At 34.3% G+C, this 25,331-nt stretch carries 25 protein-coding genes, 1 tRNA gene, 1 other RNA gene and 1 riboswitch; of the genes, 8 read left to right on the plus strand and 19 right to left on the minus strand.

Annotated elements, in window-relative coordinates; all coding sequences use genetic code 11:
- Window positions 1–6 precede the first annotated feature (6 nt).
- From P9515_RS08555 to P9515_RS08565, 3 genes are read right to left on the minus strand one after another with little or no spacing between them, the layout of a single operon-like run.
- Entirely contained in the window at window positions 7–861 is an 855-nt protein-coding gene (locus P9515_RS08555) for an aldose epimerase family protein (RefSeq protein WP_011821078.1), read from the minus strand.
- Between the two features lie 9 nt (window positions 862–870).
- The gene (locus P9515_RS08560) at window positions 871–1,776 is read right to left on the minus strand and encodes an alpha/beta fold hydrolase (protein ID WP_011821079.1); all 906 of its coding nucleotides are present in this window, start codon (window positions 1,774–1,776) and stop codon (window positions 871–873) included.
- A gap of 43 nt (window positions 1,777–1,819) precedes the next feature.
- The gene (locus tag P9515_RS08565) at window positions 1,820–3,187 is read right to left on the minus strand and encodes a cation:proton antiporter (protein ID WP_011821080.1); all 1,368 of its coding nucleotides are present in this window, start codon (window positions 3,185–3,187) and stop codon (window positions 1,820–1,822) included.
- 153 nt (window positions 3,188–3,340) lie between these two features.
- Here P9515_RS08565 and P9515_RS08570 point away from each other — a divergent pair, with 153 nt between their 5' ends.
- Window positions 3,341–5,887, plus strand: coding sequence for a glycogen/starch/alpha-glucan phosphorylase (locus P9515_RS08570; RefSeq protein ID WP_080513417.1), 2,547 nt, complete (start codon window positions 3,341–3,343; stop codon window positions 5,885–5,887).
- On the opposite strand, the gene P9515_RS08575 is transcribed toward P9515_RS08570, so the two are convergent.
- From P9515_RS08575 to P9515_RS08585, 3 genes are all read right to left on the minus strand, one after another.
- Complete coding sequence (locus P9515_RS08575) at window positions 5,880–6,335, minus strand: hypothetical protein (RefSeq protein ID WP_011821082.1); 456 nt, start codon at window positions 6,333–6,335, stop codon at window positions 5,880–5,882. The two genes, P9515_RS08570 and P9515_RS08575, sit on opposite strands and share 8 nt — an antisense overlap.
- Window positions 6,336–6,366: 31 nt before the next feature.
- Entirely contained in the window at window positions 6,367–6,699 is a 333-nt protein-coding gene (locus P9515_RS08580; protein ID WP_011821083.1) for a hypothetical protein, read from the minus strand.
- A 79-nt stretch (window positions 6,700–6,778) separates the two neighbouring features.
- Window positions 6,779–6,852 (minus strand) — tRNA-Arg (locus P9515_RS08585).
- Window positions 6,853–6,890: 38 nt separating this feature from the next.
- Between P9515_RS08585 and rnpB the strand changes: the two genes are divergently transcribed.
- Both rnpB and P9515_RS08590 read left to right on the plus strand, forming a co-directional pair.
- Window positions 6,891–7,272, plus strand: an RNA gene (gene rnpB, locus P9515_RS09240) — RNase P RNA component class A.
- A gap of 21 nt (window positions 7,273–7,293) precedes the next feature.
- Window positions 7,294–8,043: a ribonuclease III family protein gene (locus P9515_RS08590; protein WP_011821084.1), complete on the plus strand. Its 750-nt coding sequence runs from the start codon at window positions 7,294–7,296 to the stop codon at window positions 8,041–8,043.
- Window positions 8,044–8,047: 4 nt separating this feature from the next.
- Here P9515_RS08590 and P9515_RS08595 read toward each other — a convergent pair whose 3' ends face one another.
- Window positions 8,048–8,233 (minus strand): NAD(P)H dehydrogenase subunit NdhS, encoded by a 186-nt coding sequence (locus P9515_RS08595; RefSeq protein ID WP_011821085.1) that lies wholly within the window; start codon window positions 8,231–8,233, stop codon window positions 8,048–8,050.
- A 22-nt stretch (window positions 8,234–8,255) separates the two neighbouring features.
- On the opposite strand from P9515_RS08595, the gene rimM reads away from it, so the two are divergent.
- Window positions 8,256–8,795 (plus strand): ribosome maturation factor RimM, encoded by a 540-nt coding sequence (rimM, locus tag P9515_RS08600; RefSeq protein ID WP_011821086.1) that lies wholly within the window; start codon window positions 8,256–8,258, stop codon window positions 8,793–8,795.
- A 41-nt stretch (window positions 8,796–8,836) separates the two neighbouring features.
- Here rimM and glmS read toward each other — a convergent pair whose 3' ends face one another.
- Complete coding sequence (gene glmS / locus P9515_RS08605; RefSeq protein ID WP_011821087.1) at window positions 8,837–10,732, minus strand: glutamine--fructose-6-phosphate transaminase (isomerizing); 1,896 nt, start codon at window positions 10,730–10,732, stop codon at window positions 8,837–8,839.
- Between the two features lie 81 nt (window positions 10,733–10,813).
- A complete protein-coding gene (psaC, locus tag P9515_RS08610) occupies window positions 10,814–11,059 on the minus strand; it encodes a photosystem I iron-sulfur center protein PsaC (protein ID WP_007099573.1) in 246 nt (81 codons plus the stop codon).
- Window positions 11,060–11,194: 135 nt separating this feature from the next.
- Here psaC and acpP point away from each other — a divergent pair, with 135 nt between their 5' ends.
- Genes acpP through tkt form a run of 3 tightly spaced genes read left to right on the plus strand, consistent with a single transcriptional unit; the run spans window position 11,195 to window position 14,737 of the window.
- Window positions 11,195–11,437, plus strand: coding sequence for an acyl carrier protein (acpP, locus tag P9515_RS08615; RefSeq protein ID WP_011821088.1), 243 nt, complete (start codon window positions 11,195–11,197; stop codon window positions 11,435–11,437).
- Between the two features lie 6 nt (window positions 11,438–11,443).
- Complete coding sequence (gene fabF / locus P9515_RS08620) at window positions 11,444–12,688, plus strand: beta-ketoacyl-ACP synthase II (protein ID WP_011821089.1); 1,245 nt, start codon at window positions 11,444–11,446, stop codon at window positions 12,686–12,688.
- 42 nt (window positions 12,689–12,730) lie between these two features.
- On the plus strand, window positions 12,731–14,737 hold the full coding sequence (gene tkt, locus P9515_RS08625) for a transketolase (protein WP_011821090.1): 2,007 nt from the start codon (window positions 12,731–12,733) through the stop codon (window positions 14,735–14,737).
- 7 nt (window positions 14,738–14,744) lie between these two features.
- Here tkt and thiC read toward each other — a convergent pair whose 3' ends face one another.
- The 4 genes from thiC to ruvB all read right to left on the minus strand — a co-directional run bounded on the left by thiC (window position 14,745) and on the right by ruvB (window position 19,540).
- Window positions 14,745–16,115: a phosphomethylpyrimidine synthase ThiC gene (thiC, locus tag P9515_RS08630; RefSeq protein ID WP_011821091.1), complete on the minus strand. Its 1,371-nt coding sequence runs from the start codon at window positions 16,113–16,115 to the stop codon at window positions 14,745–14,747.
- A gap of 34 nt (window positions 16,116–16,149) precedes the next feature.
- A riboswitch (TPP riboswitch) is annotated at window positions 16,150–16,248 on the minus strand.
- A 294-nt stretch (window positions 16,249–16,542) separates the two neighbouring features.
- Window positions 16,543–17,703 carry an amidohydrolase gene (locus P9515_RS08640; RefSeq protein WP_011821094.1) on the minus strand — a complete coding sequence of 387 codons (1,161 nt, stop codon included), beginning with the start codon at window positions 17,701–17,703 and terminating at the stop codon, window positions 16,543–16,545.
- A gap of 3 nt (window positions 17,704–17,706) precedes the next feature.
- Complete coding sequence (locus P9515_RS08645) at window positions 17,707–18,495, minus strand: tetratricopeptide repeat protein (RefSeq protein WP_011821095.1); 789 nt, start codon at window positions 18,493–18,495, stop codon at window positions 17,707–17,709.
- Window positions 18,482–19,540 (minus strand): Holliday junction branch migration DNA helicase RuvB, encoded by a 1,059-nt coding sequence (ruvB, locus tag P9515_RS08650; protein WP_011821096.1) that lies wholly within the window; start codon window positions 19,538–19,540, stop codon window positions 18,482–18,484. Before ruvB ends, P9515_RS08645 begins: the two co-directional genes overlap by 14 nt.
- Before the next feature lie 52 nt (window positions 19,541–19,592).
- Between ruvB and smpB the strand changes: the two genes are divergently transcribed.
- Window positions 19,593–20,087, plus strand: a complete 495-nt coding sequence (gene smpB, locus P9515_RS08655) for an SsrA-binding protein SmpB (RefSeq protein WP_041710797.1) — start codon at window positions 19,593–19,595, stop codon at window positions 20,085–20,087.
- Between the two features lie 27 nt (window positions 20,088–20,114).
- Here the strand turns inward: smpB and P9515_RS08660 are convergent, their stop codons facing one another.
- The 6 genes from P9515_RS08660 to P9515_RS08685 all read right to left on the minus strand — a co-directional run bounded on the left by P9515_RS08660 (window position 20,115) and on the right by P9515_RS08685 (window position 25,249).
- Window positions 20,115–20,366: a hypothetical protein gene (locus tag P9515_RS08660; protein ID WP_011821098.1), complete on the minus strand. Its 252-nt coding sequence runs from the start codon at window positions 20,364–20,366 to the stop codon at window positions 20,115–20,117.
- A 27-nt stretch (window positions 20,367–20,393) separates the two neighbouring features.
- Complete coding sequence (lysS, locus tag P9515_RS08665; RefSeq protein WP_011821099.1) at window positions 20,394–21,932, minus strand: lysine--tRNA ligase; 1,539 nt, start codon at window positions 21,930–21,932, stop codon at window positions 20,394–20,396.
- A gap of 50 nt (window positions 21,933–21,982) precedes the next feature.
- Window positions 21,983–22,729 carry a response regulator transcription factor RpaB gene (gene rpaB, locus P9515_RS08670; RefSeq protein WP_011821100.1) on the minus strand — a complete coding sequence of 249 codons (747 nt, stop codon included), beginning with the start codon at window positions 22,727–22,729 and terminating at the stop codon, window positions 21,983–21,985.
- A 170-nt stretch (window positions 22,730–22,899) separates the two neighbouring features.
- Complete coding sequence (locus P9515_RS08675) at window positions 22,900–23,442, minus strand: hypothetical protein (protein WP_041710663.1); 543 nt, start codon at window positions 23,440–23,442, stop codon at window positions 22,900–22,902.
- On the minus strand, window positions 23,443–24,192 hold the full coding sequence (mreC, locus tag P9515_RS08680; protein ID WP_011821102.1) for a rod shape-determining protein MreC: 750 nt from the start codon (window positions 24,190–24,192) through the stop codon (window positions 23,443–23,445). It abuts the gene before it with no gap.
- Between the two features lie 4 nt (window positions 24,193–24,196).
- Entirely contained in the window at window positions 24,197–25,249 is a 1,053-nt protein-coding gene (locus P9515_RS08685; RefSeq protein WP_011821103.1) for a rod shape-determining protein, read from the minus strand.
- Window positions 25,250–25,331: the final 82 nt, after the last annotated feature.

Genomic DNA, 25,331 nt, shown 5'->3' on the forward strand with positions numbered 1-25,331 from the left:
CCTTAATTACGTAAAACTATTTATTTGTATTGAAGCATGCAGGGCTTGGCTAAAATCAGGAGGAATCAAAATTTTTCTAAATCCATCTATTAAAGAATTGCGTGGACTTGTCCATGGCTCGAGACATACCATTTTTCTAGGCGGATCACTCCAAATCACGCACAAATCAAAGGGGGAAGGGTTTATTAAAGTAATTTTTCTTTTGAAAAAATTATCTCGAAAAGAACTTCTCCCTGAGGAATGCATTAGTAAATCAATTCCATTTTGAATATTTTGTAACTCATCAAAAGTATTTCTTAAACAATTATTTTGTTGATTCTGACAATTTAAAGAGAAATCCAAAAAGTCTAAGTTTTTAAAATCGGAGATATTAAAATAAGGATGCAATCCAAAATTTATTGGCATCTCTTTTATTGAGTTATTTTTGATAGTAACTTCAAATTTTAGGCAATTAATCTTTAACGAAACCTCAATTATCAGATCAAAATTATAGGGATAATACAATTTTGTTATTTCATTATCTTTTAACTTTAAACACAGGGCCTCTTTTTTATCATTGAAGCAATATTCCCATTGCAAGTCCCTCGCAAAACCGTGTTGCATCAATTGCATATAATTTTTACCAAAGAAAGAAGTTGGAATATCAAGATTGCCGCAAATCGGAAATAAAATGGGGATTCCACCTCTTATGCTCTTTGTTTTATCAGTAAACCTTTTTTCATCAAAGTATAATATTTCATTTGCATCAGAAACCCAGTTAGTTATTATCCCACCCCTCTTAGGACAAAATTTAATATAATTTTTTTCATCTAATTGAAAAATATAAATACTTTCTTTTTTATTGACTAAACTAATTTCCACAGGAAGAATTTAAATAGAATCAACCCAATCAAGTATATGCTTATTGACTTGATCAGGTATTTCATCATGAGGGCAATGTCCAGCATCTAAAATAATTTCAGTGGTATTTTTTGGGGTGAAATTTTTATATAAGTCTCTTTTTCTTGGAGTATTCATCCATGGATCTTTACTTCCCCACAGCAATAATAATGGTGACTCAAGTTTTGAGAATAACTTATCTAAAGGTTCTCCTTGAGGACCTGAAGGGTTAAATACACTTCTAAAAACATTAAAAGCTCCATAGTCTAAAGATGGATTTCTTATTGAATTAACTAAGAATTCATCAACATTTTTTTTATCGACATAAACTTGATTCAGAGTTTTTTTGATATTTTTTGGATTTCTCATATTTTCGAAAATTAAACGTTGCAAAACAATATTTTTCAAGAAAATTCCAGCAACAGTCTCAAGTGAGGTCTGAAACATATTTTTTTTAATTGTTTTTTCTTCGCTGAAATAGCCAGCAGCATTTAATAATATGACTCCTGCAGAAAGCTCGTTTAATTCTGCTGCAGCTGCTAATGCCGCATAACCCCCTAATGAATTACCAACAATAATTGTAGGTTTATTAATTTTTTCTTTTACATAGGCAATAACTTGATCTTTCCATAAGGAGCCAGAATAATCTACATCTTCAGGCTTTGGGCTTTTTCCAAAACCTAAAAGATCAATTGCATGGACTTCATATTGATTACTCAAAACGGGAATATTAAATCGCCAATGATCTGTGGAAGCTCCGAAACCATGTATTAATAAAATCGCACACTTATTTGATTCAATATTTTCCTTGGGTTTTGCAGAAACTGTATATATAGGATAATTTAAAAAATTCCAAGAAAAATTAACTTGATTTTCTATTAATAAAGAGTTGTCCATTTATACAGTTATTAATTTCTTATAATTCTAATAAAATTATTCCTTAAAGAAGACCTACTGGATCAGCTGCAACATCATCTGAAATTTTATTATCACCACCGGGGGGCTTATCTTTTAAAACAATTCTTAAAAGAACCGGAGCTAGGAATGTAGTTCCAATAACCATCAATAAAATTGCCGCTTCAAGAGAGGGGGTCAATAGGCCAGCACTGGTACCTAAACCAAGAAAAATTAACCCGACTTCTCCTCTTGGCATCATTCCTAAACCTACTACTAATCTATTTGTAGGCTTATCACTTGAGAAAACCCATCCAGCAGCAATTTTTCCAATAATTGCTACAACTAATAAAAACCCTGCAACTATAAGCGCGGATCTACTTGCTGGATCTAGTGGATTGATTACTGATAAATCCATACCAGCCCCAACTAATACAAAAAAGATAGTCGCAAATAATGAAACCAACGGCAAAACTGATTGTTGAATTGCATGATTATTTTTAGAACTACTAAGAATCAAACCAGCTGCGAATGCACCCAAAGCAGCTTCAAGTCCTATCGCTGTAGCGACAAAACAACATAACACAAGTATCACAAAAGATGCCACAACTACTGCTCCTGGTGCTTTCAACCTATCGAGAAGCCAATCAAAGCCAGGAGCTGCTGTTCGACTTAATGCAATAGCTGCGATTACAAATACAACAGCCGCAGCAACTAATTTAACTATTGGAGCGATTTCTAGAGAACCTCCAGCAGCAAGAGCTACAACTACAGCCAAAATAACAATACCTAAAATATCATCTAATACTGCGGCTCCAATAACAATTTGGCCCTCCCTGGTTTTCAAATATCCTAATTCACCAAAAACACTTGCTGTAATACCTATACTTGTAGCCGTCATCGATGCTCCTGCAAAAACTGCAGGTATCAGATCTACCTGAAAAATAAACATTAATCCAAAAGTACCAAAAGCAAAAGGTAATATAACCCCCGCCATAGCAACAGTAAAAGCTTGAGCTCCAACTGCAACTAATTCTTCTAATTCGCTTTCTAAGCCTGTCAAGAAAAGTAACGCATATAATCCAAGTGTTGCAACCGCTTGAAGAGAGGGAAAACTCTCGAAATAAACGTCAGGAACAACCTCAGGGGGTATTGACGCTAACGAACTTATTACATTGACTAACCCTTGATTTAATTCAGTATGAGCAGAGGGTGGTATAAGTAAATGAAAACCAGATGCTCCTATAACAACCCCTGCCAATAGCTCACCCACAATTGTAGGTAAACTTAGTCTTACTAACACTTCGGCTAATGCTCTTGCAGCTAAAAAGATTAATAGAAATCTAATAACTCCTATAAGCGTCTCAGCAACTTCTAAATCATGTGCACTTAATTCAGCAAGTAAAGAATACATTTTAAATGCGAGAAAAATTGAACTATCTAATTGGAAGATAGTTTATGATGGGCCCACTTTACGAAGTCTGTAAAAAAAAGAAAAAATACTCAACAAGTGTGGATCTGAAGTTACAACAAAGAATTTGTAAAAAAAATGGCTAACGTCATATATATGTTAAAACCCATGAATTCCAACGAACCCTTTGATCTACGCTTGCCTACCCCAGGCTGCTATCTAGATCCTGAGAAAGCTGGCATGGATTCGGATGCGCTCTTCAAAGGAATGACAGCGCACTTGTTCTTTACTCTTGGTAAATTAGCGACCTCGGCAAGCCCTCATGACTTGTATATGGCTTTGAGTTATGCAGTGAAGGATAGATTGATGACAAGATATTTAGCTAGTCAAGAAGTAATACGTAAGAAACCTCAAAAAACGGTTGCATACTTATCAGCAGAATTTTTAATCGGTCCACAATTAAGCAACAATTTATTAAATCTTGGCATTACTCAAGAAGCAGAAGACGCCTTAAAAAGGTTTGGGATAGAATCATTATCAACAATTCTTGAAGTCGAAGAAGAACCAGGTTTAGGTAATGGCGGATTGGGAAGACTTGCAGCATGTTATATGGAATCTTTAGCATCCTTACAAGTTCCTGCTGTAGGTTATGGAATTAGATATGAATTTGGCATATTTAATCAGTTAATACGAGATGGTTGGCAAGTTGAGGTTACTGATAAATGGCTTAAAGGTGGCTGGCCATGGGAGTTACCTCAACCTGATGAATCTTGTTTTGTTGGATTTGGAGGAAGAACTGAAAGTTATAGAGACGATAAAGGAAACTACAGATCAAGATGGGTTCCTTCTGAACATGCAATTGGGGTTCCTCATGATGTTCCCGTATTAGGTTATAGAGTAAATACTTGTGACAGATTAAGATTATGGAGAGCTGATGCGACAGAAAGTTTTGATTTTTATGCTTTCAATATTGGTGACTACTATGGTGCTGTTGAAGAAAAAGTTGCTTCTGAAACTTTATCAAAAGTTCTTTACCCAAATGATGGAACAGATGAAGGGAGAAGATTAAGACTCAAACAACAACATTTCTTTGTTAGTTGTTCTCTCCAAGATATGTTGAGAAGTCTGGAAAAAAGATCTATCCCAATAACAGAATTTGCTCAACATTGGACTGTTCAGTTAAATGACACTCATCCTGCTATTGCCGTTGCTGAATTAATGCGACTATTAATAGATCAGTATCAAGTAGGATGGGATAAGGCATGGAATATAACAACTTCTTCAGTAGCTTATACAAATCATACATTACTTCCAGAAGCATTAGAAAAATGGGATTTAAGCCTTTTTAGTGATTTACTTCCTCGCCACCTAGAAATTATTTACGAAGTTAATTGGAGATTTTTGCAGCAATTAAGACTTCGTTATCCAGGTGATGACAAGATTTTACAAAAGCTATCAATAATTGACGAAGAAGGTTCAAAGTCTGTGAGAATGGCTCATTTAGCAACCATTGGAGCTCATCATATTAATGGGGTTGCTGCGCTTCACTCAGATCTCATCAAAAGGCAACTTCTTCCAGAATTTGCAGAACTTTGGCCAGAAAAGTTTACAAATGTAACTAATGGAGTAACTCCTAGAAGATGGGTCGCATTAGCCAATCCATCCTTATCAAATTTATTAGAAAAAGAGGTAGGTCCAAATTGGATTACCAATATGGAACTTTTGAAGAAATTGGAAAAGAAAAAAGATGATGCAAATTTCTTACAAAAATTTGAAGAAACTAAATTAATAGGAAAACGTAAACTTGCTAGTTTTATCCATTCTAAGACAGGAATTCTTGTTGATCCTTCAAGTATGTTTGATGTTCAGGTAAAACGAATTCATCAATATAAAAGACAACATTTAAATGCTTTGCAGATCATTGCTCAATATTTAAGAATTAAAAATGGGGCAAGTAACTATAAAGCTCCCCGAACAGTAATTTTTGGTGGTAAAGCTGCTCCTGGTTACTTTATGGCTAAATTGATGATCCGCTTTATTAATGGTATCGCCGATGTCGTTAATTCAGACCCAGACATGGATGGTCTTTTAAGAGTAGTTTTCTTACCCGATTATAATGTGAAGCTTGGGGAAATAGTTTATCCTGCAACAGATCTATCTGAACAAATTTCAACTGCAGGGAAAGAAGCTTCAGGTACAGGAAATATGAAATTTGCTATGAATGGAGCTTTGACTATAGGAACGCTTGATGGAGCAAATGTAGAATTGAGGGATCTAGTAAAGAAAGAAAATTTCTTCCTTTTCGGAAAGACTGAAAGTGAAATAATGAATTTAAAAAACAATGGCTATTCTCCTAAGTCTTTCATTAATAATAGTCCTGAGTTAAAAGAAGTAATTCGTTTAATAGAAATAGGGCATTTTAGTAACGGAGATAAGGAATTATTCAAACCTTTATTGAATAGTTTGACCGGGAATGATCCATTTTTCGTAATGGCTGATTTCGAAGACTATTTAAATAAACAAGATGAAGTGAGCAATTGCTGGAATAATAAAAAAGCATGGAATAAAATGGCTCTATTAAATACTGCAAGATCTGGATATTTTTCTTCAGATAGATCAATTAGAGAATATTGTGATTCTATTTGGAAAGTTTCACCTATGCCAGTTGAAATTACATGTGATATTGAAGAAGTGACTAATTAGAATTATTCTTATCAGGTAAATCTGGTGTTTGATGAAATAATCTATTTAATATTAATCTATCAATATTTAGTGGATCCGGAGCCAACTTCTTCGATATTTCTTGAAATTTGGCTTCAATATTTTCAGAAACTTTAATATCAAAAATGCGCTCCATTAAAGCTTCAATCGAATACAAATAAGCATTAACATTTTCTAATTCATCTATTGCATTTGTAATTTCTGTTTCAGAGAGATGTTTATCATCTTTGACAAGATTATCTTCAACACTTTTGTCAGATTGTTGCCTTTGTAATTCTTCAGTTACTCTGCTACAAAGAGTTCTAAAAGATTGTATGGATGCCCAATTTAATTCCTGTTGCTGTTTGAAAGTAGGAAATTCTCGTAGTAAACGATCATGTTCTTTATAGAATTTCTGACAATCAGGACATTGACATGGTTCTTCTTTCAAAAGAATAAATAACTCTTTTTATATCATTGCACTATTTAGGCAATATTGTAGGTCCATCCAATAATTCGTCATTTTCATCAAGAGAATCTGGACTATCAGGTAAAGGGATTTCAATACTAGTAACTAAAGTAATAACATCTCTTAATCTCATTGAATCTGCAAACCATCCCATTGCCTGTTCAGCGTCTCCTCTCTTTTCTGCGTCATTTGCTTGATCTTCATGAGCTTCTGCTAATAAAGAAAGCCAACACAAACATCTTGCTTGAACTATTGAAAGGTCTAGATCATTTGGTTGAGATTTAGAAATACGTTCATGCTCTTGTTGTATTAAGAGTTTTAGACGCATATCGTGAAGCTTAGCCATAAAAGCTTTATTACTAAATACACGCTAGCTAGAGAGTTGTAAATTTGCACACATACTACATATAGTTTATTAACTTTAACGGGACTGGAGGGAGTCGAACCCACGACCTACGGTTTAGGAAACCGTTGCTCTATCCTACTGAGCTACAGCCCCAAGAGATGTTTTTTGGTGTAATAGGCATTATGCTAAAGGAAAGCAGGAGAGGCAATCGCAAAAAAGTTTTATTTCGTTTTGAAAATAAAACTTTTTTGAGGAAAGTCCGGGCTCCCATATGGTCAGGCTTGCTGGGTAATTCCCAGTGCGGGCAACCGTGAGGATAGTGCCACAGAAACATACCGCCTAATACTTTCTTAGTATGGCAAGGGTGCAAGGGTGCGGTAAGAGCGCACCAGCAACATTGAGAAGTGTTGGCTAGGTAAACCCCGGCTGGGAGCAAGGCTTAGTGGATTTATGACCATTAGAAAATCTACTTATGAGCGCCGCTTGAGGCTGTGAAGTAATTCCAGTCCTAGATAGATGATTGCCCATCTTAATTACGATGAACAGAACCCGGCTTATGACCTGCTTTCTAATTAATGAAAACATCTAATCTATATGAATAACGTTATTGAAAAAAAAAGGACTGAACAAATTATTCAGTTTTTGAATTCGCTAGATATTGACTCAAAAAGATTTTTTGAAATTATAAACAAAAAAGATCAATTGATAATTTGTACTTTCAATGAAGCATTAACCCACTCTTCAGCAGATAAAATAGTTAATTATGAAAAATTAGAATTCTTTGGCGATGCTGTTCTCAGATTATCGGCATCAGATTTCATAGAAAGAAAATATAAAAACATGAGTGTTGGAAATAGATCAGAACTCAGATCTCAGCTAGTAAGTGATGAATGGTTAACTGAATTAGGTAAAAAAATCTTTATCGAAAAAGTTATAGTTAAAGGTCCAAAAGCAATTGGTGACGAAAATTCAAAAGACACTATAATCGCAGAAACTAGCGAAGCATTAATAGGAGCAATATATAAATGTTTTAACTCAATACATGAAGTCAATATTTGGTTAGACAATTTTTGGGAAAAAGATGCAGAATTATATTTAAAAGCCCCACATAAATATAATGCCAAGTCAGCGTTACAAGAATGGTGTCAAAAGCATGGGTTTGATTTACCTATTTATAAGATATATGAGGTGTCATCAAGTCACGGGGATCCAAAAAGATTTTCTTGTGACATATATCTTAATGGATCTAAAGAAGCCAGTAGTTTCGGTAATTCTCACAAAAAGGCTGAAAAAAATGCCGCAACTATTTTAATAGAAAAAATTTTTCAGAAAGAACAAAACTAATTCCTCAAACTAGTTCTAAATTATTTAATTTAAATGTTACGAGCTTATCCCAATTTCCTCCTTCAAAAAGAACTGCAGCTTTTTTTTTGGTTACTCTCTGTACAAATCCTTTATATCCTCTATAAATAGAGTTAACATCTTTAACAATTACTATAGAACCTGGAAGTATTGGTTTATTCGATAATTCCATAGAAATAATTTACCTACATACTATGATAAATCATGATGAATGGTTGATTGTTGGATTAATAACATCTCCTCAAGGAATAAATGGGAAAATTAAAGTTAAGTCTCTTAGTGATTTTGAAGAAAGATTTACAAAACCTGGTATTAGATGGATACAAAAAGAAACCGAGTCTCCTAAGAAATTACAACTTATATCTGGTTTCCAAAAACCTGGCAAAGAATCTTTCGTAATTACATTTAAAGAAATAAAAAATAGAAATGAAGCAGAAAAATTAAAAGGATATAAGTTACTTGTAAAAGTTGATGAAATTCCTAAGTTAAATAAAAATGAATTTCACTTGACCGAACTAATGAATTTAAAAGTGAAAATTTTAGAAAATAACAAATTAAAAATTATAGGTAAAGTTGTAAATTTAGAAAACGAAAAAAATAATTTACTTGTAATTAAACTTCTAACAAATGATAAAGAGGTTCTTGTCCCATTTGTTAAGGAAATTATTCCAGAAATTGATATAAAGAATAAATTTTTAATAATTACTCCTCCGCCAGGCCTTTTAGAATTATGAAACTTCATGGGAAATTCATTTTAATGAATCCCACCCAAGAGCTATTCCACTGTTACACTTTTAGCTAAATTTCTTGGTTGATCTACATCGAGGCCTCGATGAGCAGCTATGTGGTAACTCAATAATTGGAGAGGGACTATAGCAAGCAATGGTGAAATCCACTCATTTGTTGAAGGGATGGCCATTAAATAATCAAAGATTTCAGTTCCCTTACATTTGGGGGCAACACCAATTAAATATGCATCTCTCGCTTTAGCTTCTTGCGCATTACTGATGACCTTATCAAATACTTCTCCAGGAAAAGCTATTGAAATTACAGGTACTTTTTTATCTAATAAAGCTATTGGTCCATGCTTCATTTCACCAGCAGGATATCCTGCAGCATGAATATAACTAATTTCCTTTAACTTTAAAGCCCCCTCAAGTGCAATAGGATAATTTATTCCTCTTCCCAAAAAAATAACATCTTTAATATTAAAAAACTCATGCGCAAGTTTTTCTGAAGATTGATTATGTTTTTCTAAAAGTTCTTCAACTAATGGGGGTAGTTTAGTTAATTCTGAGATTAATTGACTAATAGTTTCATTACTTTGACTTTGTTTAATTTGAGCAAATTTAATAGCTAAGCCATAAAAAGAAAGTAGTTGCGCAAAGAAAGTTTTTGTAGCAGCAACTCCAATTTCAATTCCAGCACCGATATCAATTATATTTGATATCTGTCTACCAATTGAACTTTCAATTCTATTTGTAATCGCAACTAAATTTGGTTTGTAACTTTCATCTCCCATTGAGGCTCTTCTTTGAATTTCCATCTTTATAGCGGCGATAGTATCAGCTGTTTCTCCTGACTGAGTTACTCCGATCGTTAAAGTATTAGGAAGTAATGGTGGTGGTGAATATCTAAATTCACTTGCAAAAAAAACATTTGTAGGTATACCTGAAAATTGCTCTAACAAAAATTTACCAACCATCGCAGCATGCTTACTAGTACCACAAGCAACAATTTCAATCCTTTCAATTGATTCAAAAAACTTTGTATCAAAGGGGTATTTTATTTGAAATTTACTAGTCTTTAAATCTTTAATTAAATATTTTTCTAACCAATATTTTGCAATTTCAGGCTGATCGTAGATTTCTTTTAACATGTAATGTCTGAAATTGTTTTTATCAATTACCTGCTCTGCAATTTGTAAAGAAATCGGATTTCGATATTGTCTTTCATTATTTGAATCATAAATTTCTATTCCTAAAGGTGTTAAAAGAGCTATTTCCCCATCTTCCAAAGGTAAAATAATCTTTGTGAAACTTGCTATAGCTGGGGTATCACTTGCGCATATAAATTCTCCTTCTCCTAAACCAATTATTAAAGGCGCCTGCCTCCTAGCAACTACTAATGAATCTGGGGCGCCAGACCAAATTACCGCTAAAGCATAAGACCCTTCCAAATCAGAAATTACATTTCTTACAGCTACTAGCAAAGTTGAGCCGTTATTTTCAAGATTGAGTTGACTTAAAGCAATTAATTCTTTTTGAATTAAGTGTGGAATAACTTCTGTGTCAGTATCAGAATCAAAAGAAATTCCTTCTTTTTCTAACTTACTTTTTAATTCCTGATAATTTTCTATTATCCCATTTTGTACAACTGCAACTTTTCCTAAGCTATCAAGATGTGGATGTGCATTTTTGACCTCCGGTTTTCCGTGAGTCGCCCAACGAGTATGACCTATTCCTACAGTTCCTGGTATTTCGGCATTTTTTAAATTATTTTTTAAATTATTAAGTTTTCCCTCTGCCTTATTACAAACTATATTTTTTGTTTCAGAGCTTATTACAGCTATTCCTGCAGAATCGTAACCTCTGTATTCAAGTTTTTCTAAACCATTTATTAATAACGGTAACGCTTTTTTATAACCAGTAACAGCAACTATTCCACACATATATCTAATTTTTTCCAATAATAATTGAAATAAATTAAGTATTCAACAAAATATGGACTGTCTTAAAACTGCACTATAAAATTAATAAGCTAAACCCATACTTCTTGATGTCTCATCTCCTAAGTAGACTCTAATACTTAAAAAATCTGTTGGGCATGCCGTTTCACACCTTTTACAGCCTACACAATCCTCTGTTCTTGGAGATGAGGCTATTTGTCCGGCTTTGCAGCCGTCCCAAGGAACCATTTCCAAAACATCTAGTGGGCAAGCCCTTACACATTGGGTACATCCAATGCATGTGTCATAAATTTTAACTGCGTGTGACATGTAAAAATTGTCTTTGAGAACCTCGTAATATAATACTATTACCTTACAAAGAAATTAAAAAAATTAAGATATGCTTCACTCTTGTTAACTCTAGGGCATAAAATCTTATAGATAATTAGTAAATTCCATAAACTTATGTCACAAGAAGAAATCCTTCAAAAAGTTTGCTCTATTGTTTCTGAGCAATTAAGTGTTGAATCTGGAGAAGTCAAATCTGATTCCAATTTTCAAAACGACTTGGGTGCAGACTCCCTAGATACTGTGGAGCTAGTAATGGCACTCGAAGAGGCATTTGATATCGAGATACCTGACGAAGCAGCTGAAGGTATAGCAACAGTAGGTGATGCTGTTAAATTCATCGAAGCAAAAAAAGGTTAATTAAGGATGCCAAATTTCCATCGAGTAGTTGTTACTGGTATTGGAGCAGTAACTCCAATCGGTAACAACATTGATGAATATTTACTCGGCCTTCAAACAGGGACAAATGGAGTTTCAGGTATCACTCTTTTTAATCCTGAAGAACATCCCTGCAAATTTGCAGCAGAAGTTAAAAATCTTCAACTCGAAAAATTCATTGAACCAAAAGAATCAAAAAGATGGGATCGCTTTTCTCAATTTGGGGTCGTAGCGGCAAAACAAGCCTTCAATGATTCTGGACTTGAAATAAATGAATCAAATGCATCAAGGGTTGGTGTAATTATTGGCTCAGGGGTAGGGGGCTTATTAACAATGGAAAGTCAAGCTCAAATATTGAGTCATAAAGGGCCTAGAAGAGTAAGTCCATTTACAGTTCCAATGATGATTCCCAATATGGCAACGGGCTTAGCTGCTATTGCTCTTGGAGCAAAAGGTCCCAGTTCTGCTGTGTCTACAGCCTGTGCTGCAGGATCCAATGCCATTGGAGATTCTTATAGATTATTACAACTCGGAAAAGCAGATGTAATGATTTGCGGAGGAGCAGAGGCAAGTATCACTCCACTTGGCGTAGCAGGCTTTGCGAGCGCAAAAGCTCTATCTTTCAGAAATGATAGTCCCAAAACTGCAAGTAGACCTTTTGATGCTGAAAGAGATGGATTTGTGATAGGGGAAGGTTCTGGAATACTTGTTTTGGAAACTTTAGAAAATGCAAAGAAAAGAAAAGCAAAAATCTACGCAGAAATTATTGGATATGGAACTACTTGTGATGCCCATCACATCACCTCACCTTCTCCGGGTGGGACTGGTGGAGCAGCAGCAATCAAGCTTGCCCTTGATGATGGTTCAATCACTCTTGATCAAGTTGATTACATAAATGCTCATGGAACTAGTACCGCAGCAAATGACAAAAATGAAACTTCTGCAATTAAATCCATATTTAAAGACAGATCTTACCTTATTCCTGTAAGCTCTACTAAGTCGATGACTGGTCATCTGTTAGGGGGGTCAGGAGGTATAGAAGCGGTAGCTTGTATTCTTTCTTTGACACATAATTTTATCCCTCCTACAATTAATTATGTTAATCCTGATCCAGATTGTGATCTGGATTATGTACCAAATCACGCCAGAGATGCTCAAATAAGAGTCGCTCTTTCAAATTCATTCGGCTTTGGTGGTCACAATGTTTGTTTAGCTTTTAGCAAGCTTAATTGATGAAAACCAATTCTACATTCCCAAATTATCTCATTTAAAACAATGGTCGCTGCATCTGTTTCATTAGAATCTTTATGTGTCAATAGTATAAGAATGTTAGCTGTAGATGCAGTAAATAAATCTAATAGTGGGCATCCCGGTTTACCGATGGGTTGCGCTCCTATGGGTTATGCATTATGGCAAAATATTCTTAATCACAATCCCAATAATCCAAAGTGGTTCAATAGAGATCGGTTTGTATTATCTGCGGGACATGGATGTATGTTGCTTTATTCCCTATTGCATCTAACTGGGTATAAATCAGTTTCCATTGAAGATATCAAGGAATTTAGACAATGGGGGTCTAAAACACCCGGGCATCCAGAAACATTTGAGACTGAGGGGGTTGAAGTAACAGCAGGACCATTAGGTGCGGGGATTTCTAATGCAGTTGGTTTAGCAATTGCTGAAACCCACTTAGCCGCAAAATTTAACAAGCCAGACTGTGAAATTGTTGATCATTACACTTACGTCATAATGGGCGACGGATGTAATCAGGAGGGTATTGCATCAGAAGCATGTTCACTTGCTGGACATCTTAAGCTTGGCAAATTAATTGCTTTGTATGATGATAATCAAATCACAATTGATGGACGTACAGATGTTTCATTTACAGAAGATGTTTTAAAAAGATATGAAGCGTATGGATGGCATGTTCAACATGTTGAAGATGGCAATCATGATGTACAAGGAATTACCAAAGCGATTGAAAGTGCTAAATCTGTAAAAGATAAACCTTCTCTAATCAAAATTTCTACAACGATAGGTTATGGGTCTCCAAATAAATCTGATACTGCAGGTATTCATGGCGCTGCTGTAGGCGAAGAAGAAGCTTCTTTGACTAGAGAGTTTTTAAATTGGGAATACCCTCCTTTTGAAATCCCTGATGAAGTTTATACCCAATTCAGACAAGCTATTACAAAAGGTGAAGAATCTGAGAAAGAATGGAATTTAAAATTCAAGGGTTATCAAAATTCATATCCTTCTGAAGGTAATGAATTAAAAAGAATGATACAAGGTGATTTACCAGAGAATTGGGACTCAGACCTGCCTTCATATACTCCGGACGATAAGGGTTTAGCAACAAGAAAACATTCTCAAATATGCTTGGGAGCTCTTGGCCCTAATCTACCTGAATTAATTGGAGGGTCTGCTGATTTAACACACTCAAATTACACAGACATAAAAGGAGAAACAGGCTCATTTCAGGCACATTCTCCAGAAAAGAGATATTTACATTTTGGTGTAAGAGAGCATGCCATGGCAGCAATATTAAATGGAATTGCTTATCACGACAGTGGACTAATACCTTATGGAGGTACTTTTCTCGTTTTTGCAGATTACATGAGAGGTTCAATGAGACTTTCTGCTCTCAGTGAACTTGGTGTTATTTATGTACTTACTCATGATTCAATTGGAGTAGGCGAAGATGGTCCAACACATCAACCTGTCGAAACCATTCCTTCTCTTAGAGCAATGCCAAATATGCTAGTTTTTAGACCAGGAGATGGTAATGAAACTAGTGGTGCTTATAAGATTGCTATTAAAAACAGAAAAAGGCCTTCAGCACTCTGCTTAAGTAGACAAGCCATGCCTAATCAAGAGAACACCTCTATTGAAAAAGTTGCATTAGGTGGATACATAGTTTCCGATTGTGAAGGGACTCCTGAAGTAATATTTATCGGTACTGGTAGTGAACTAAATTTGTGCATTGAGGCAAGTAAAGAAATCTCAAAATCAGGGACAAAAACAAGAGTTATTTCAATGCCATGCGTAGAGCTATTTGAAGAGCAGGATCCCTCTTACAAAGAAAGTATTTTACCTAGCAGTGTCAAAAAAAGAGTTGTAGTTGAAGCAGCACATTCATTCGGATGGCATAAATATACTGGACTTGATGGCATTTGTATAACTATGGATAGATTTGGTGCCTCTGCTCCTGGCGGAAAATGTATGACCAGTTTCGGATTTACAGTTGAAAATGTTATAAATAAAACTAGAGAAATTTTATAGGCGCCAACTAAACTTTAATGTCACATTTTGCGAGTTTATTATTCAATTGATCAAGTGTTTCATCAGAAATTTTTGAATTCATGGGGCAATGCTTAGGACCACACATTGAACAGAACTCAGCTTTTTTAAATATTTCTTCTGGTAAAGTTTCATCATGATATTGTTTAGCCCTTTCAGGATCTAAAGAAAGTTCAAACTGTTTATTCCAGTCAAAAGTATATCTTGCGTGACTTAGCTCATCATCTCTATCACGAGCCCCCGCTCTATGCCTAGCGATATCTGCTGCATGTGCAGCGATTTTATAGGCTATTAACCCCTCTCTTACATCTTCAGCATTTGGGAGACCCAAATGCTCTTTAGGAGTGACATAACATAACATCGCAGTTCCGTACCATCCTGCCATTGCAGCGCCGATAGCACTTGAAATATGATCATAGCCAGGAGAGATATCAGTTACTAATGGTCCTAGGACATAAAAAGGAGCTTCTGAACATTCTTCCATCTGTTTTCGAACATTAAACTCAATTTGATCCATAGGGACATGCCCTGGACCTTCCACCATAACCTGAACATTATGAGCCCAAGCTCTTCTTGTAAGCTCACCCAATGTTTTCAATTCAGCTAATTGAGCATCATCTGATGCATCATGTAAACATCCCGGTCTAAGTGAATCTCCTAAAGAGAAAGTACAATCATATTTTTTGAAAATTTCACAAATATCATCAAATCTTGTATACAAGGGGTTTTGCTTAAAATGATGCAACATCCATTGAGCAAGAATTCCTCCACCTCGACTAACGATGCCAGTAATTCTTCCTTTTACTTTAGGTAAATGTTCTATTAATAAACCAGCATGAATCGTTTGATAATCAACTCCTTGCTGACAATGTTTTTCAATAATATGTAAGAAATCGTCTTCTGTTAATCTGTCTATAGATCCATGAACACTTTCTAAAGCTTGATAAACTGGAACAGTACCAATAGGGACAGAAGATTCTTTGATAATTGCTTGTCTCACCTCATCAAGATTTACTCCACCCGTAGATAAATCCATAACTGTATCAGCACCATATTTGACCGCTAACCTAAGCTTCTCAACTTCTTCATTTATATCACTTGCATTGGGGGAAGCACCAATATTTGCATTTACTTTGCATTTAGAAGCAATACCAATCGCCATTGGTTCAAGATTTACATGATTTATATTAGCTGGAATTATTAATCTGCCCCTTGCAACTTCTTCCATAATTAATGAAGATGGAAGGTTCTCTTTTTGAGCAACATAGTTCATTTCTTCAGTTATAATTCCATTTTTAGCAAAATTCATCTGAGTAATATTTTTTTGTCCAAGGCGAGGCTTTATCCAAGAATTTCTCATAACTTTTTAAATTTAAATTGTTTATTACTAGAGTTCGATCAAATTGATACTTCCCTTCGTCAGGTTTAACTGTTTCAGGTTCGAAGGGTATGATCTCAGCCAAGTTTTATACTTAGCACCCCTAGCTTTAATTTTAAAATAGCTCTTTTTTAAAAATAGTCATCTTATGTTTCTGAAAAATACAGAAAAATCATTATTTGATGTTTTTATAAGATTTGATTTTATTTAAAATTCTTTTTCTCTTAAGTCCTCTACTGATTTCTTTCTCCGAAATTATAAAAATTCCCATCAACCCTATTGGCACATAGAATATATTTTTGCCATCTTTTCTGAATAAGAATCCTATTATTGATAAAAAAATCATTAAAGGTCCTACAAATGAAAAGATATAAGATTTTTCAAATTTCATAAATATAACTTTACCAAATTAATTATTTAATTTTAATATGGTTCCTGCTATTACTTTGATTCCTATACTGATAGCTCTTTCATCCGGATCAAATTCTGAGCTATGAAGTGGAGCACAACCTGTATCACGAGCAACACCCAACCTAAACATTGATCCAGGTACTTCATTTAAAAATTCAGCAAAATCCTCAGCTCCTAAGGACGGTTTTTGCAATTCGATAACATTTTCCTGACCTAATATTTCAATTGAAGAATTCCTTAAAAGTTTATTTATTCCTAAATCATTATTTACTGGTGGGACAATCTCTCTAAACTTTACTTTAACTTCAGCTCCACAACTATTTGCAATAGAAGAAATATTAAAATTAAGCCAATCCCCCATCTCCCTAAATAATTGCAAGTTTGTACATCTAATTGTTCCAGTTAAATTAACCTTTTCACACAAAATATTATATGCATTACCCCCGTTGATTTTTCCAAAAGTAATGACAACAGGATCTAGAGGATCTAATTTTCTGGTTATTGCTTCTTGAATACCAGAAATAACTTTTGATGCAGCCCAAATAGCATCTACACCTTCATGAGGTCTCGCACCATGTCCTGATTTTCCTATTATCTCAATTGAAAGTTCCCCGGCCGCTGCTGTTAGACTTCCTTCCTTAATCCCAACAGTACCGACCAATAATTCAGGAAAAACATGTACGCCCAAAATTTGTTTTAAACCATCAGTTACTCCATCCTCAATCATCCACCTGGCACCACTCGCAATTTCTTCAGCAGGTTGAAAAATTAGTCTTATTCCAAATTTTAGTTTTAAATCCTTAATAATTTTTGCCACCCCCAACCCAATACATGTATGTATATCATGCCCACAAGCATGCATAACCCCATCAATTTTTGAAGAAAAACTTAAATTAGTATTCTCAGAAATCGGGAGAGCATCCATATCAACTCTCAAACCTACAAAACCTTTATCTTTGGGACCAAAATCGGCTACAACTCCTGTTCTTCCTACAGATTCTGTCACTCTCCAGCCAATATTTTTCAAATAACCGCTGATTAAAATTGCCGTTTGATTTTCTAATCCACTTAATTCTGGATGAGCATGAATATGCCGTCTAATACTAATAAGTTCATCGTTGAATGAATCAATTTTTTTTAACAATTTATGTGTATCCATCTATTATTTAAGAGCTATAAATCTCATCAAATCTTTAGTTGGTTTTTGAGGCCATCTTCGAACTTTGATTAACCATTCCTCATCAGCATATCTTGAGTCTAATTCCATAACTGCTATCCAGTTACTTTCAGCTTCACCAGAAATCCCTTTTGACCATTCCAAGGCTGTTAATGCTGCTCTCGCATCGGCAAAAGTTGGATAACGCCTAATCAATTTTTTTAATTCTTTTTCACTCTCTTCCATTTTTCCTAATTGATAGTCGGCCAAAGCCATACTTGATCGTGCCATAGCGAAACCAGTATTTGATTCTGAAGCTTGAGAAAACAAATCCCTTGCACTCTGCCAATCTGACAAAGAACCTTCAACATTAGCAAGATTATATAAAGCAGAAAAATTATTTTTATCTTTCGAAATCACATATAGATAATCATTTTTTGCCTGTAACCAAAGACCTAGAGATTCTTTTACTATACCTCTATTAATATAGGGATCTAACTCATTAGGATCTAAAGCAATGGCCTTATCTTGATCCTCTATTGCGCCTTCGGGATCACCAATAACAAGTTTTATATTTCCTCTGTTACTTAAAGCAGCTGCATCATCAGGAAATAATTCCAAATAATTATTCCATTGTTTTAATGCGAGATTAAATTCTCCGCTGGAACTTAAATTTAAAGCATTTTTAAAAAAATTTTCCTTTGAACTTAACGAAAAACTTGGCGAAACACATAAGATATTAATCAAAAAACAAATCAATAAAAAATAAGGCTTAATCTTTTTAGTACTTTTCATTGTTGGAACTAATATACTTTTTCCCTAAAGATGTAAGTTTTCTTCCTCGAGGAGTTCTCATAATAAACCCAATTTGAATTAAATATGGCTCAACTACAAACTCTAACATTGAAGATTCCTCGCCCATACCTGCAGCAATTGAATCTAAGCCAATCGGATTATTATTATTAAGTTTCAAAAAAGACAAGAATTTCCTATCTACATTATCCAATCCTCTATTATCAATTTTTTGAGAATCTAAAGCTTTTTCGATAATCTCAATGGAAATTTTATTAGTCTTTTTCATAACCTGAGCATAATCTCTAACTCTTTTTAATAATCGCAATGCAATTCTTGGAGTTCCTCTTGAGATCTTGGCTAGCGAGCAGCACGCATCACTGTCCAACTGAAGGTTTATCAAATTAGAAAAATTAAAAATTATTTGTTTCAATTCATCATTTGAATAAAATTCAATTTTATGACATAGTCCAAATCTATCTCTGAGTGGAGCACTAATTGATGCGAGTTTTGTTGTGGCCCCGATCAAAGTAAATTTCGGTAGATTTATTGTTCTGCAGCGAGCCCCTCTATTAGCTCCCATTGTTAAATCCAGCCTAAAATCTTCCATTGCAGAATATAAAAGCTCTTCAGTTAATTTGTTTAAACGATGTATTTCATCAATGAATAAAATCTCTCCTTCTTTTAATCCAAGAAGTAATCCCACAATATCCCTTGGTCTTTCAATTGAAGGTGCGCTTGCCACTCTACATTTTGAATTCATTTCATAAGAAATCAATAACGCTAAAGTAGTTTTTCCTAACCCTGGTTGACCATATAAAAGTGTATGTTCTAGTGCTTCTTTCCTATATTTAGAAGCATCTATAGCTATTTTTAATGAAGATTTAATTTGCTCTTGTCCAATAAATTCTTTAAAAGAAGTTGGCCGAACTATATTTAAATTCTTATTTATTTTTTCATCAGCAATTATCTTTGAATCAACTAACCTCAACTCTTTTCTTGAGCGAGGAATATTAGATTCATCTAAACTTGAAGAAATTATTGCCATAATTAAAGATTAATGGCAATTGTTCTTTGGGGAAAGATTTTTTACAACTATGATTGCAAAAGTTTCAAACAAATCAAATAAAAGCAACAAAAAAGAAGCCGTTTTTAAACGTCTTGCAGAAAATCGATATGCAAAATTTCAGTATGAAATCAGTGAAACAATCGAAGCTGGAATTGAACTTTTAGGGACTGAAGTGAAATCTATAAGAAACGGGAATGTAAATTTAAGAGATGGGTATTGTTCATTTAGAGATGGTGAAATACTTTTATTAAATGTCCACATTTCCCCACATAAAAATGTTGGCTCTTTTTTTAATCACGATCCACTACGAAATAGAAAATTATTGTTACATAAAAAAGAAATCTTTAAGCTTAAATCCAATACTGAGAAAAAGGGGTTAACCATTATTCCCTTATCTATTTATTTAAAAGGGTCATGGATAAAATTAACAATTGGTATAGGTAAAGGTAAAAAATTACATGATAAAAGACAAGCCGATAAACAAAAAGATATTAAAAGAGAAATAAAAACTGCTCTTAAGAGATAATTAAGGAACGACTTCTTTCAAATATTATTAATCAGAGTCTAAACTTACTGAATTGGGAGGAGGAGAAGGGTCCGGGTCAGCAATTAACATGTGCTGTAAAACAGTTTCAGGTCTTTCGCTATCTCTCCAGCGAATTCTATAAGCGGGCATTTTAGTCCCTCTACTCGTAGTTTGTTCAACTGGTTCCATAACCCAGCCTCTTCTTGATCGGCCTTGAGGATTTCTTTTCACTACTGCATCTGCGTGCTTGAAGCGGAAACCAACACGTTCACCACTCATTTAAAAAATTTCGTATTGGATCAATCTTTATTTTACTTCATTCGAGGTTGATTTTTCAGATTTATTAGAAGTTAGTTCTGGTTTTAACAATGGGAAGGGTATAACATCTCTTATTGAGGAACTATTTGTGAGTAACATAACAAGCCTGTCAATTCCAATTCCTAAACCTCCAGTGGGTGGCATACCTATTTCCAAAGCTTGTAAAAAATCTTCATCAATACAATGAGCCTCAAGATCACCTGCATCTCGCAAAGATTGCTGTAATTGCATTCTTTGTCTTTGATCAACTGGATCTATTAATTCACTGAATGCGTTAGCAAGTTCACGACCCGCAATAAACAACTCAAATCTTTGTACCATCTCTTTATTTTTAGGATGGCGTCTTGCTAGAGGGGATATTTCGATTGGATAATCAGTCACAAAAGTTGGTTCTATGAGTTGAGATTCAACCTTTTGTTCAAAAACTTCATTTAGAAGTCTACCTAAGGTATTTATTTTAGGCGATATTTCAATATTAATTTCCTCGGAAAACTTTTTAGCTTTATTCAAATCACCATCAAAAGAGTCAAAATCAATCCCGGTATATTCCTTAACAACATTTTTCATAGATATTCTTTTCCAAGGTTTTGAAAAATCAATTACTTTATCTTGATAATTAATAACTAAGGAATCACAGCAACTTAACACAATATTTTTGATCAAATCTTCAGTTAAATTCATCATATCTATGTAATTAGAGAAAGCCTGATAAATTTCCACTGAAGTGAATTCAGGATTATGTTTTGTACTTACGCCTTCATTACGAAAAATACGTCCTAACTCATATACTTTCTCAAACCCTCCTACGACCATTCTTTTTAAATGCAATTCCGTAGCTATTCTTAAATAAAGAGGTATGTCTAGAGTATTATGATGTGTAATAAATGGCCTGGCTTCAGCGCCTCCAGCCTCAGATTGAAGTATTGGTGTCTCTATCTCTAAAAAATTTTTTTCATCTAACCATCTTCTTATCAGACTAATACACTTTGCTCTTGTTTTAAATACAGTTTTTGATAAAGGATTAACTATTAGATCTAAATATCTTTGCCTATATCTTTTTTCTATATCTGTTAAACCATGCCATTTATCAGGCAATGGCTGTAATGATTTTGATAACATTTCCCATTTGGAGACTTTGATTGAAAGTTCACCTTTATTAGTTTTCTTAATAGTTCCAAAAACACCTATCCAATCTCCAATATCTACAATTTCCTTTAGATCTTCAAAAGAAAGCAGTTTTGCATTGATTTCATAATCGTCAATAATTCTTTTTTCTAAATACAGCTGAATCTTACCTTCTTGATCAGTAATGGTAAAAAAAGCAATTTTCCCCATCACTCTTTTTGCTAAAACTCTTCCTGCAAGAGAAACGTTTAGGTCAAACTCTTGACCATTATCTAAATAGCCGAATTTCTCATTAAGGAATCTAGTAGAATGAGATATCTTAAAAGTTTCTGCGTAAGGTTCAAATCCTTTATTAATTAGTGAATTAGCTTTTAATAAGCGAGCTTCTCTTATTTCAGACAAAATTTAACTCAATATTTATGTTTTATTTAATCAAACTATCAGACTTAGGATCAACTTGCCAAAGATGTTGCTGTTTCTCCAACTCTTTGAGAAGCATAACCTATTCCTCTAACAGTAAGAATTAACTCTGGATTTCTGGGATCAGGCTCTAGCTTTCCTCTAAGTCTAGCTACATAAACATCTACAACTCTTAAATCAGCTGCGCGTCGAGGAGGATATCCCCAAAGTTGCTCAAGTATTTCAGCTCTTGGAACTACCTTACCTGGTTCATCAAATAAAAGTTCAAGAAGACTAAATTCAGTATAAGTTAAGCTAATTCTTTCTCCAGCTCTAGAAACTTGTCTTCTATTAGTATCAACTACAAGATTTCCGAATTTCATCACACCTTTACCAGAAGGGACCTCTTTAGTTTCAGTAACTGTAATACTGGGACCCATCCGCCTCAAGATTGTGGCTATTCTGGCTTCTAATTCCTTAGGACTAAATGGTTTTGACAAATAATCGTCAGCTCCTAAATCTAAACCAGCTACCCTTTCAGAAATAGCCTCTAAAGCAGTTAAAAATATTATAGGTACTACCGATTCAGCTCTGATTCTTCTGCAAACTGCAAATCCATCCATTTTGGGAAGCATCACATCAAGAACTATTAAATCTGGAGATTCTCTATGAAAAGCTTCAAGAGCTTCTTCTCCATTAGTAGCTTGGTGAACTTGATATCCAGCCAATTGAAGTCTAGTAACTAATACTTTCAATACAGCTGGTTCATCATCAACAACTAAAATGCTTGCTTTTGACATCGAAAAAAAAATTTTTGCAAATAATTCAAAGCAAATTTATTTTGCAATGAACATCCTGTAAATATAATCTAACAATTAAAAATATAACATTATGCCCCCTAAAAGATAAATTACTTAAATTTACAAAATTATTTTATTATTGAAAAATGACTTTCTGACAATTTATAAAATTATTTAATTTTTTTAAGATTAATTATTTTGTATCTTCCTTTTGATCCTATAAAGAGACGTAAGAGTAATGAGCAAAATAATGGGGCGAATAAACCAGTGACAAAAACACTAGCAAAAATATTGCTTATGCTAGGAAAATACAAAAAAATACTACTTTGAGATGCATTTTTTATCAAGATTTGAGAAAAATATAACGAACCACATACAAAACTAGCAATTAAACAGATAAGTCCATGTCTGAAGTGACTAATTATTTTGTTACTAGAAACACTTAATTTTCCAAACCATATTCCACATAAAATCAAGCCTGGTATTTGTGTAAAACCATTATTAGGACTTATAGAATCTAAAACAAGTCCTAAACACAACCCAACTATTAGACCATCAATTGATCCATAGATCATAGACCAAGGCAATAACCAAAATAAGGGCCAATAAGGTTGAACCCCAAAAAATCCCATCCAATTCGGATCCCAAAAGTAAACTATTGGAAGAAATAAAAAAGAAATTAAAGGAAAATGTTTAATTAAGTATTTTTCCATTTAAATTTTAACTTTTACGATTTGAACCCAATCTATTGCTTGAGGTTTTCCTAAAAGCAAAAGATTTGCAGTTTTTTGTGCTTTGAATTCCGCATCAACAGATTGAATAATACCTATAGGAATATTTGGAGGCAATAAAGTGCTGGCGGGGGATGATAAAACAAAATCGCCCACTTCAATATCAACCTCCTTATTATAAAAAATTACTTTTGGATGATCATTTCCTAAGCCCACTAGTAACCCATGGCTCTGAATTCTTTCAACCCAAATCCCCACTTTACTCTCAGGAGAAGTTAATAATGTGACAGACGAAGTAAATAAAGAAGTATTATTCACTCTTCCTAATAATCCTCCAGGGCCAACAACAAAACTCCCAACTTCTACTCCGTCTTTGGAACCTTTATTTAAAATAATTTGCCTCCACCAGCTCCCTGTTTTTCTTGAAATAACAGTTGCTGAAATAGTTTCAGAGTCAGATAATCTTTGTAGTGATAAAATTTCACGTAATCTTTTATTATCTTTCTCTAGCTGTTTTAACCTTACAAAAGACTCTTGTTCAACACTTTTAGTTAAAACCTCTCTTTGAAATTGGCCTGGCCAAAACGGTTTTGAAATTAAAAAATAAAGGTCTTTATATAGAGATCCTCTGGATATTCTCACAAAAATCAAAAACAATAAAAATATAAATAAAACCCAATTCTTCTTTTTATGCCACCAACGATTAGTTGATATTCTTCGAATATCTACCATTCAATCAATCTCTGATCGCATTCCTTATAAAATCAGGAGTATCAACAACTCTTTTGAGTTTTTTGAAATCGTCTAGTACCAATCCACAACCGTTAACAACGCAAAGTAATGGATTTTCTGCTATGTGCGTAAAAATCCCAGTTTCATGACTTAGTAAATCACTAACACCTCTTACAAGGGCTCCACCTCCAGCAAGCATAATTCCTCTATCAACTATATCTGCAGCTAATTCAGGAGGGGTTCGCTCCAAAGTTCTTTTTACAGCTTCAACAATCTTACTAAGAGGTTCAGACATTGCCTCTCGAATTTCTCCTGAGGTTAAGGTGATAGATCTTGGTAACCCAGATAAAAGATGTAAACCTCTTACTTCTATAGAGGTAGTATCAAATTCGTCATCTGGAAATGCTGATCCAATTTTTATTTTTATATCTTCAGCAGTTCTCTCTCCGACGACTAAGTTATGTACTTTTTTAAGATAAATTGCTATTGATTCATTAAGTTCATCACCAGCTATTCTTACAGATTCGCTTAAAACCGTTCCACCTAGACTTAGAACTGCTACTTCAGTAGTTCCCCCTCCTATATCAACAATCATAGTCCCAATAGGTTCCGTTACTGGTAATGAAGCTCCTATTGCAGCAGCTACTGGTTCATCAATCAAATGTACCTCCCTAGCTCCAGCCAAGCCAGCTTCTCTAACTGCTCTTCGTTCGACACTAGTAACTCCACTAGGGATACCAATGACTATTCTTGGAGCTAAAAGCCCCCTCCCTTCATTGCATTTTTGAATAAAAGTTTTTATCATTTGTTCCGCCGCATCAAAATCTGCGATAACTCCATCTCTTAAAGGTCTCACGGCTCTTATATTTCCTGGTGTTCTTCCGAGCATTAATTTTGCTTCTTCACCTACTGCCAGAGGAACTCCCTCTTCAAGATCCATCGCTACAACTGAAGGTTCTTGTAAAACGACACCCTTACCTGATACATGAATAAGAGTATTAGCAGTACCCAAATCAATACCGATATCCCTAGAAAATTTAAATCTGTTAAAAATCACAATAAAAAATCTATTAAATAAATAATATATCTATTCTGTCACTACCTCTCAAAAATCTATCATTTAGTTATGAATAGCTTGC

It is taken from the genome of Prochlorococcus marinus str. MIT 9515, assembly GCF_000015665.1.
In the GTDB taxonomy this organism is placed as follows: Bacteria; Cyanobacteriota; Cyanobacteriia; order PCC-6307; family Cyanobiaceae; genus Prochlorococcus_A; species Prochlorococcus_A marinus_P.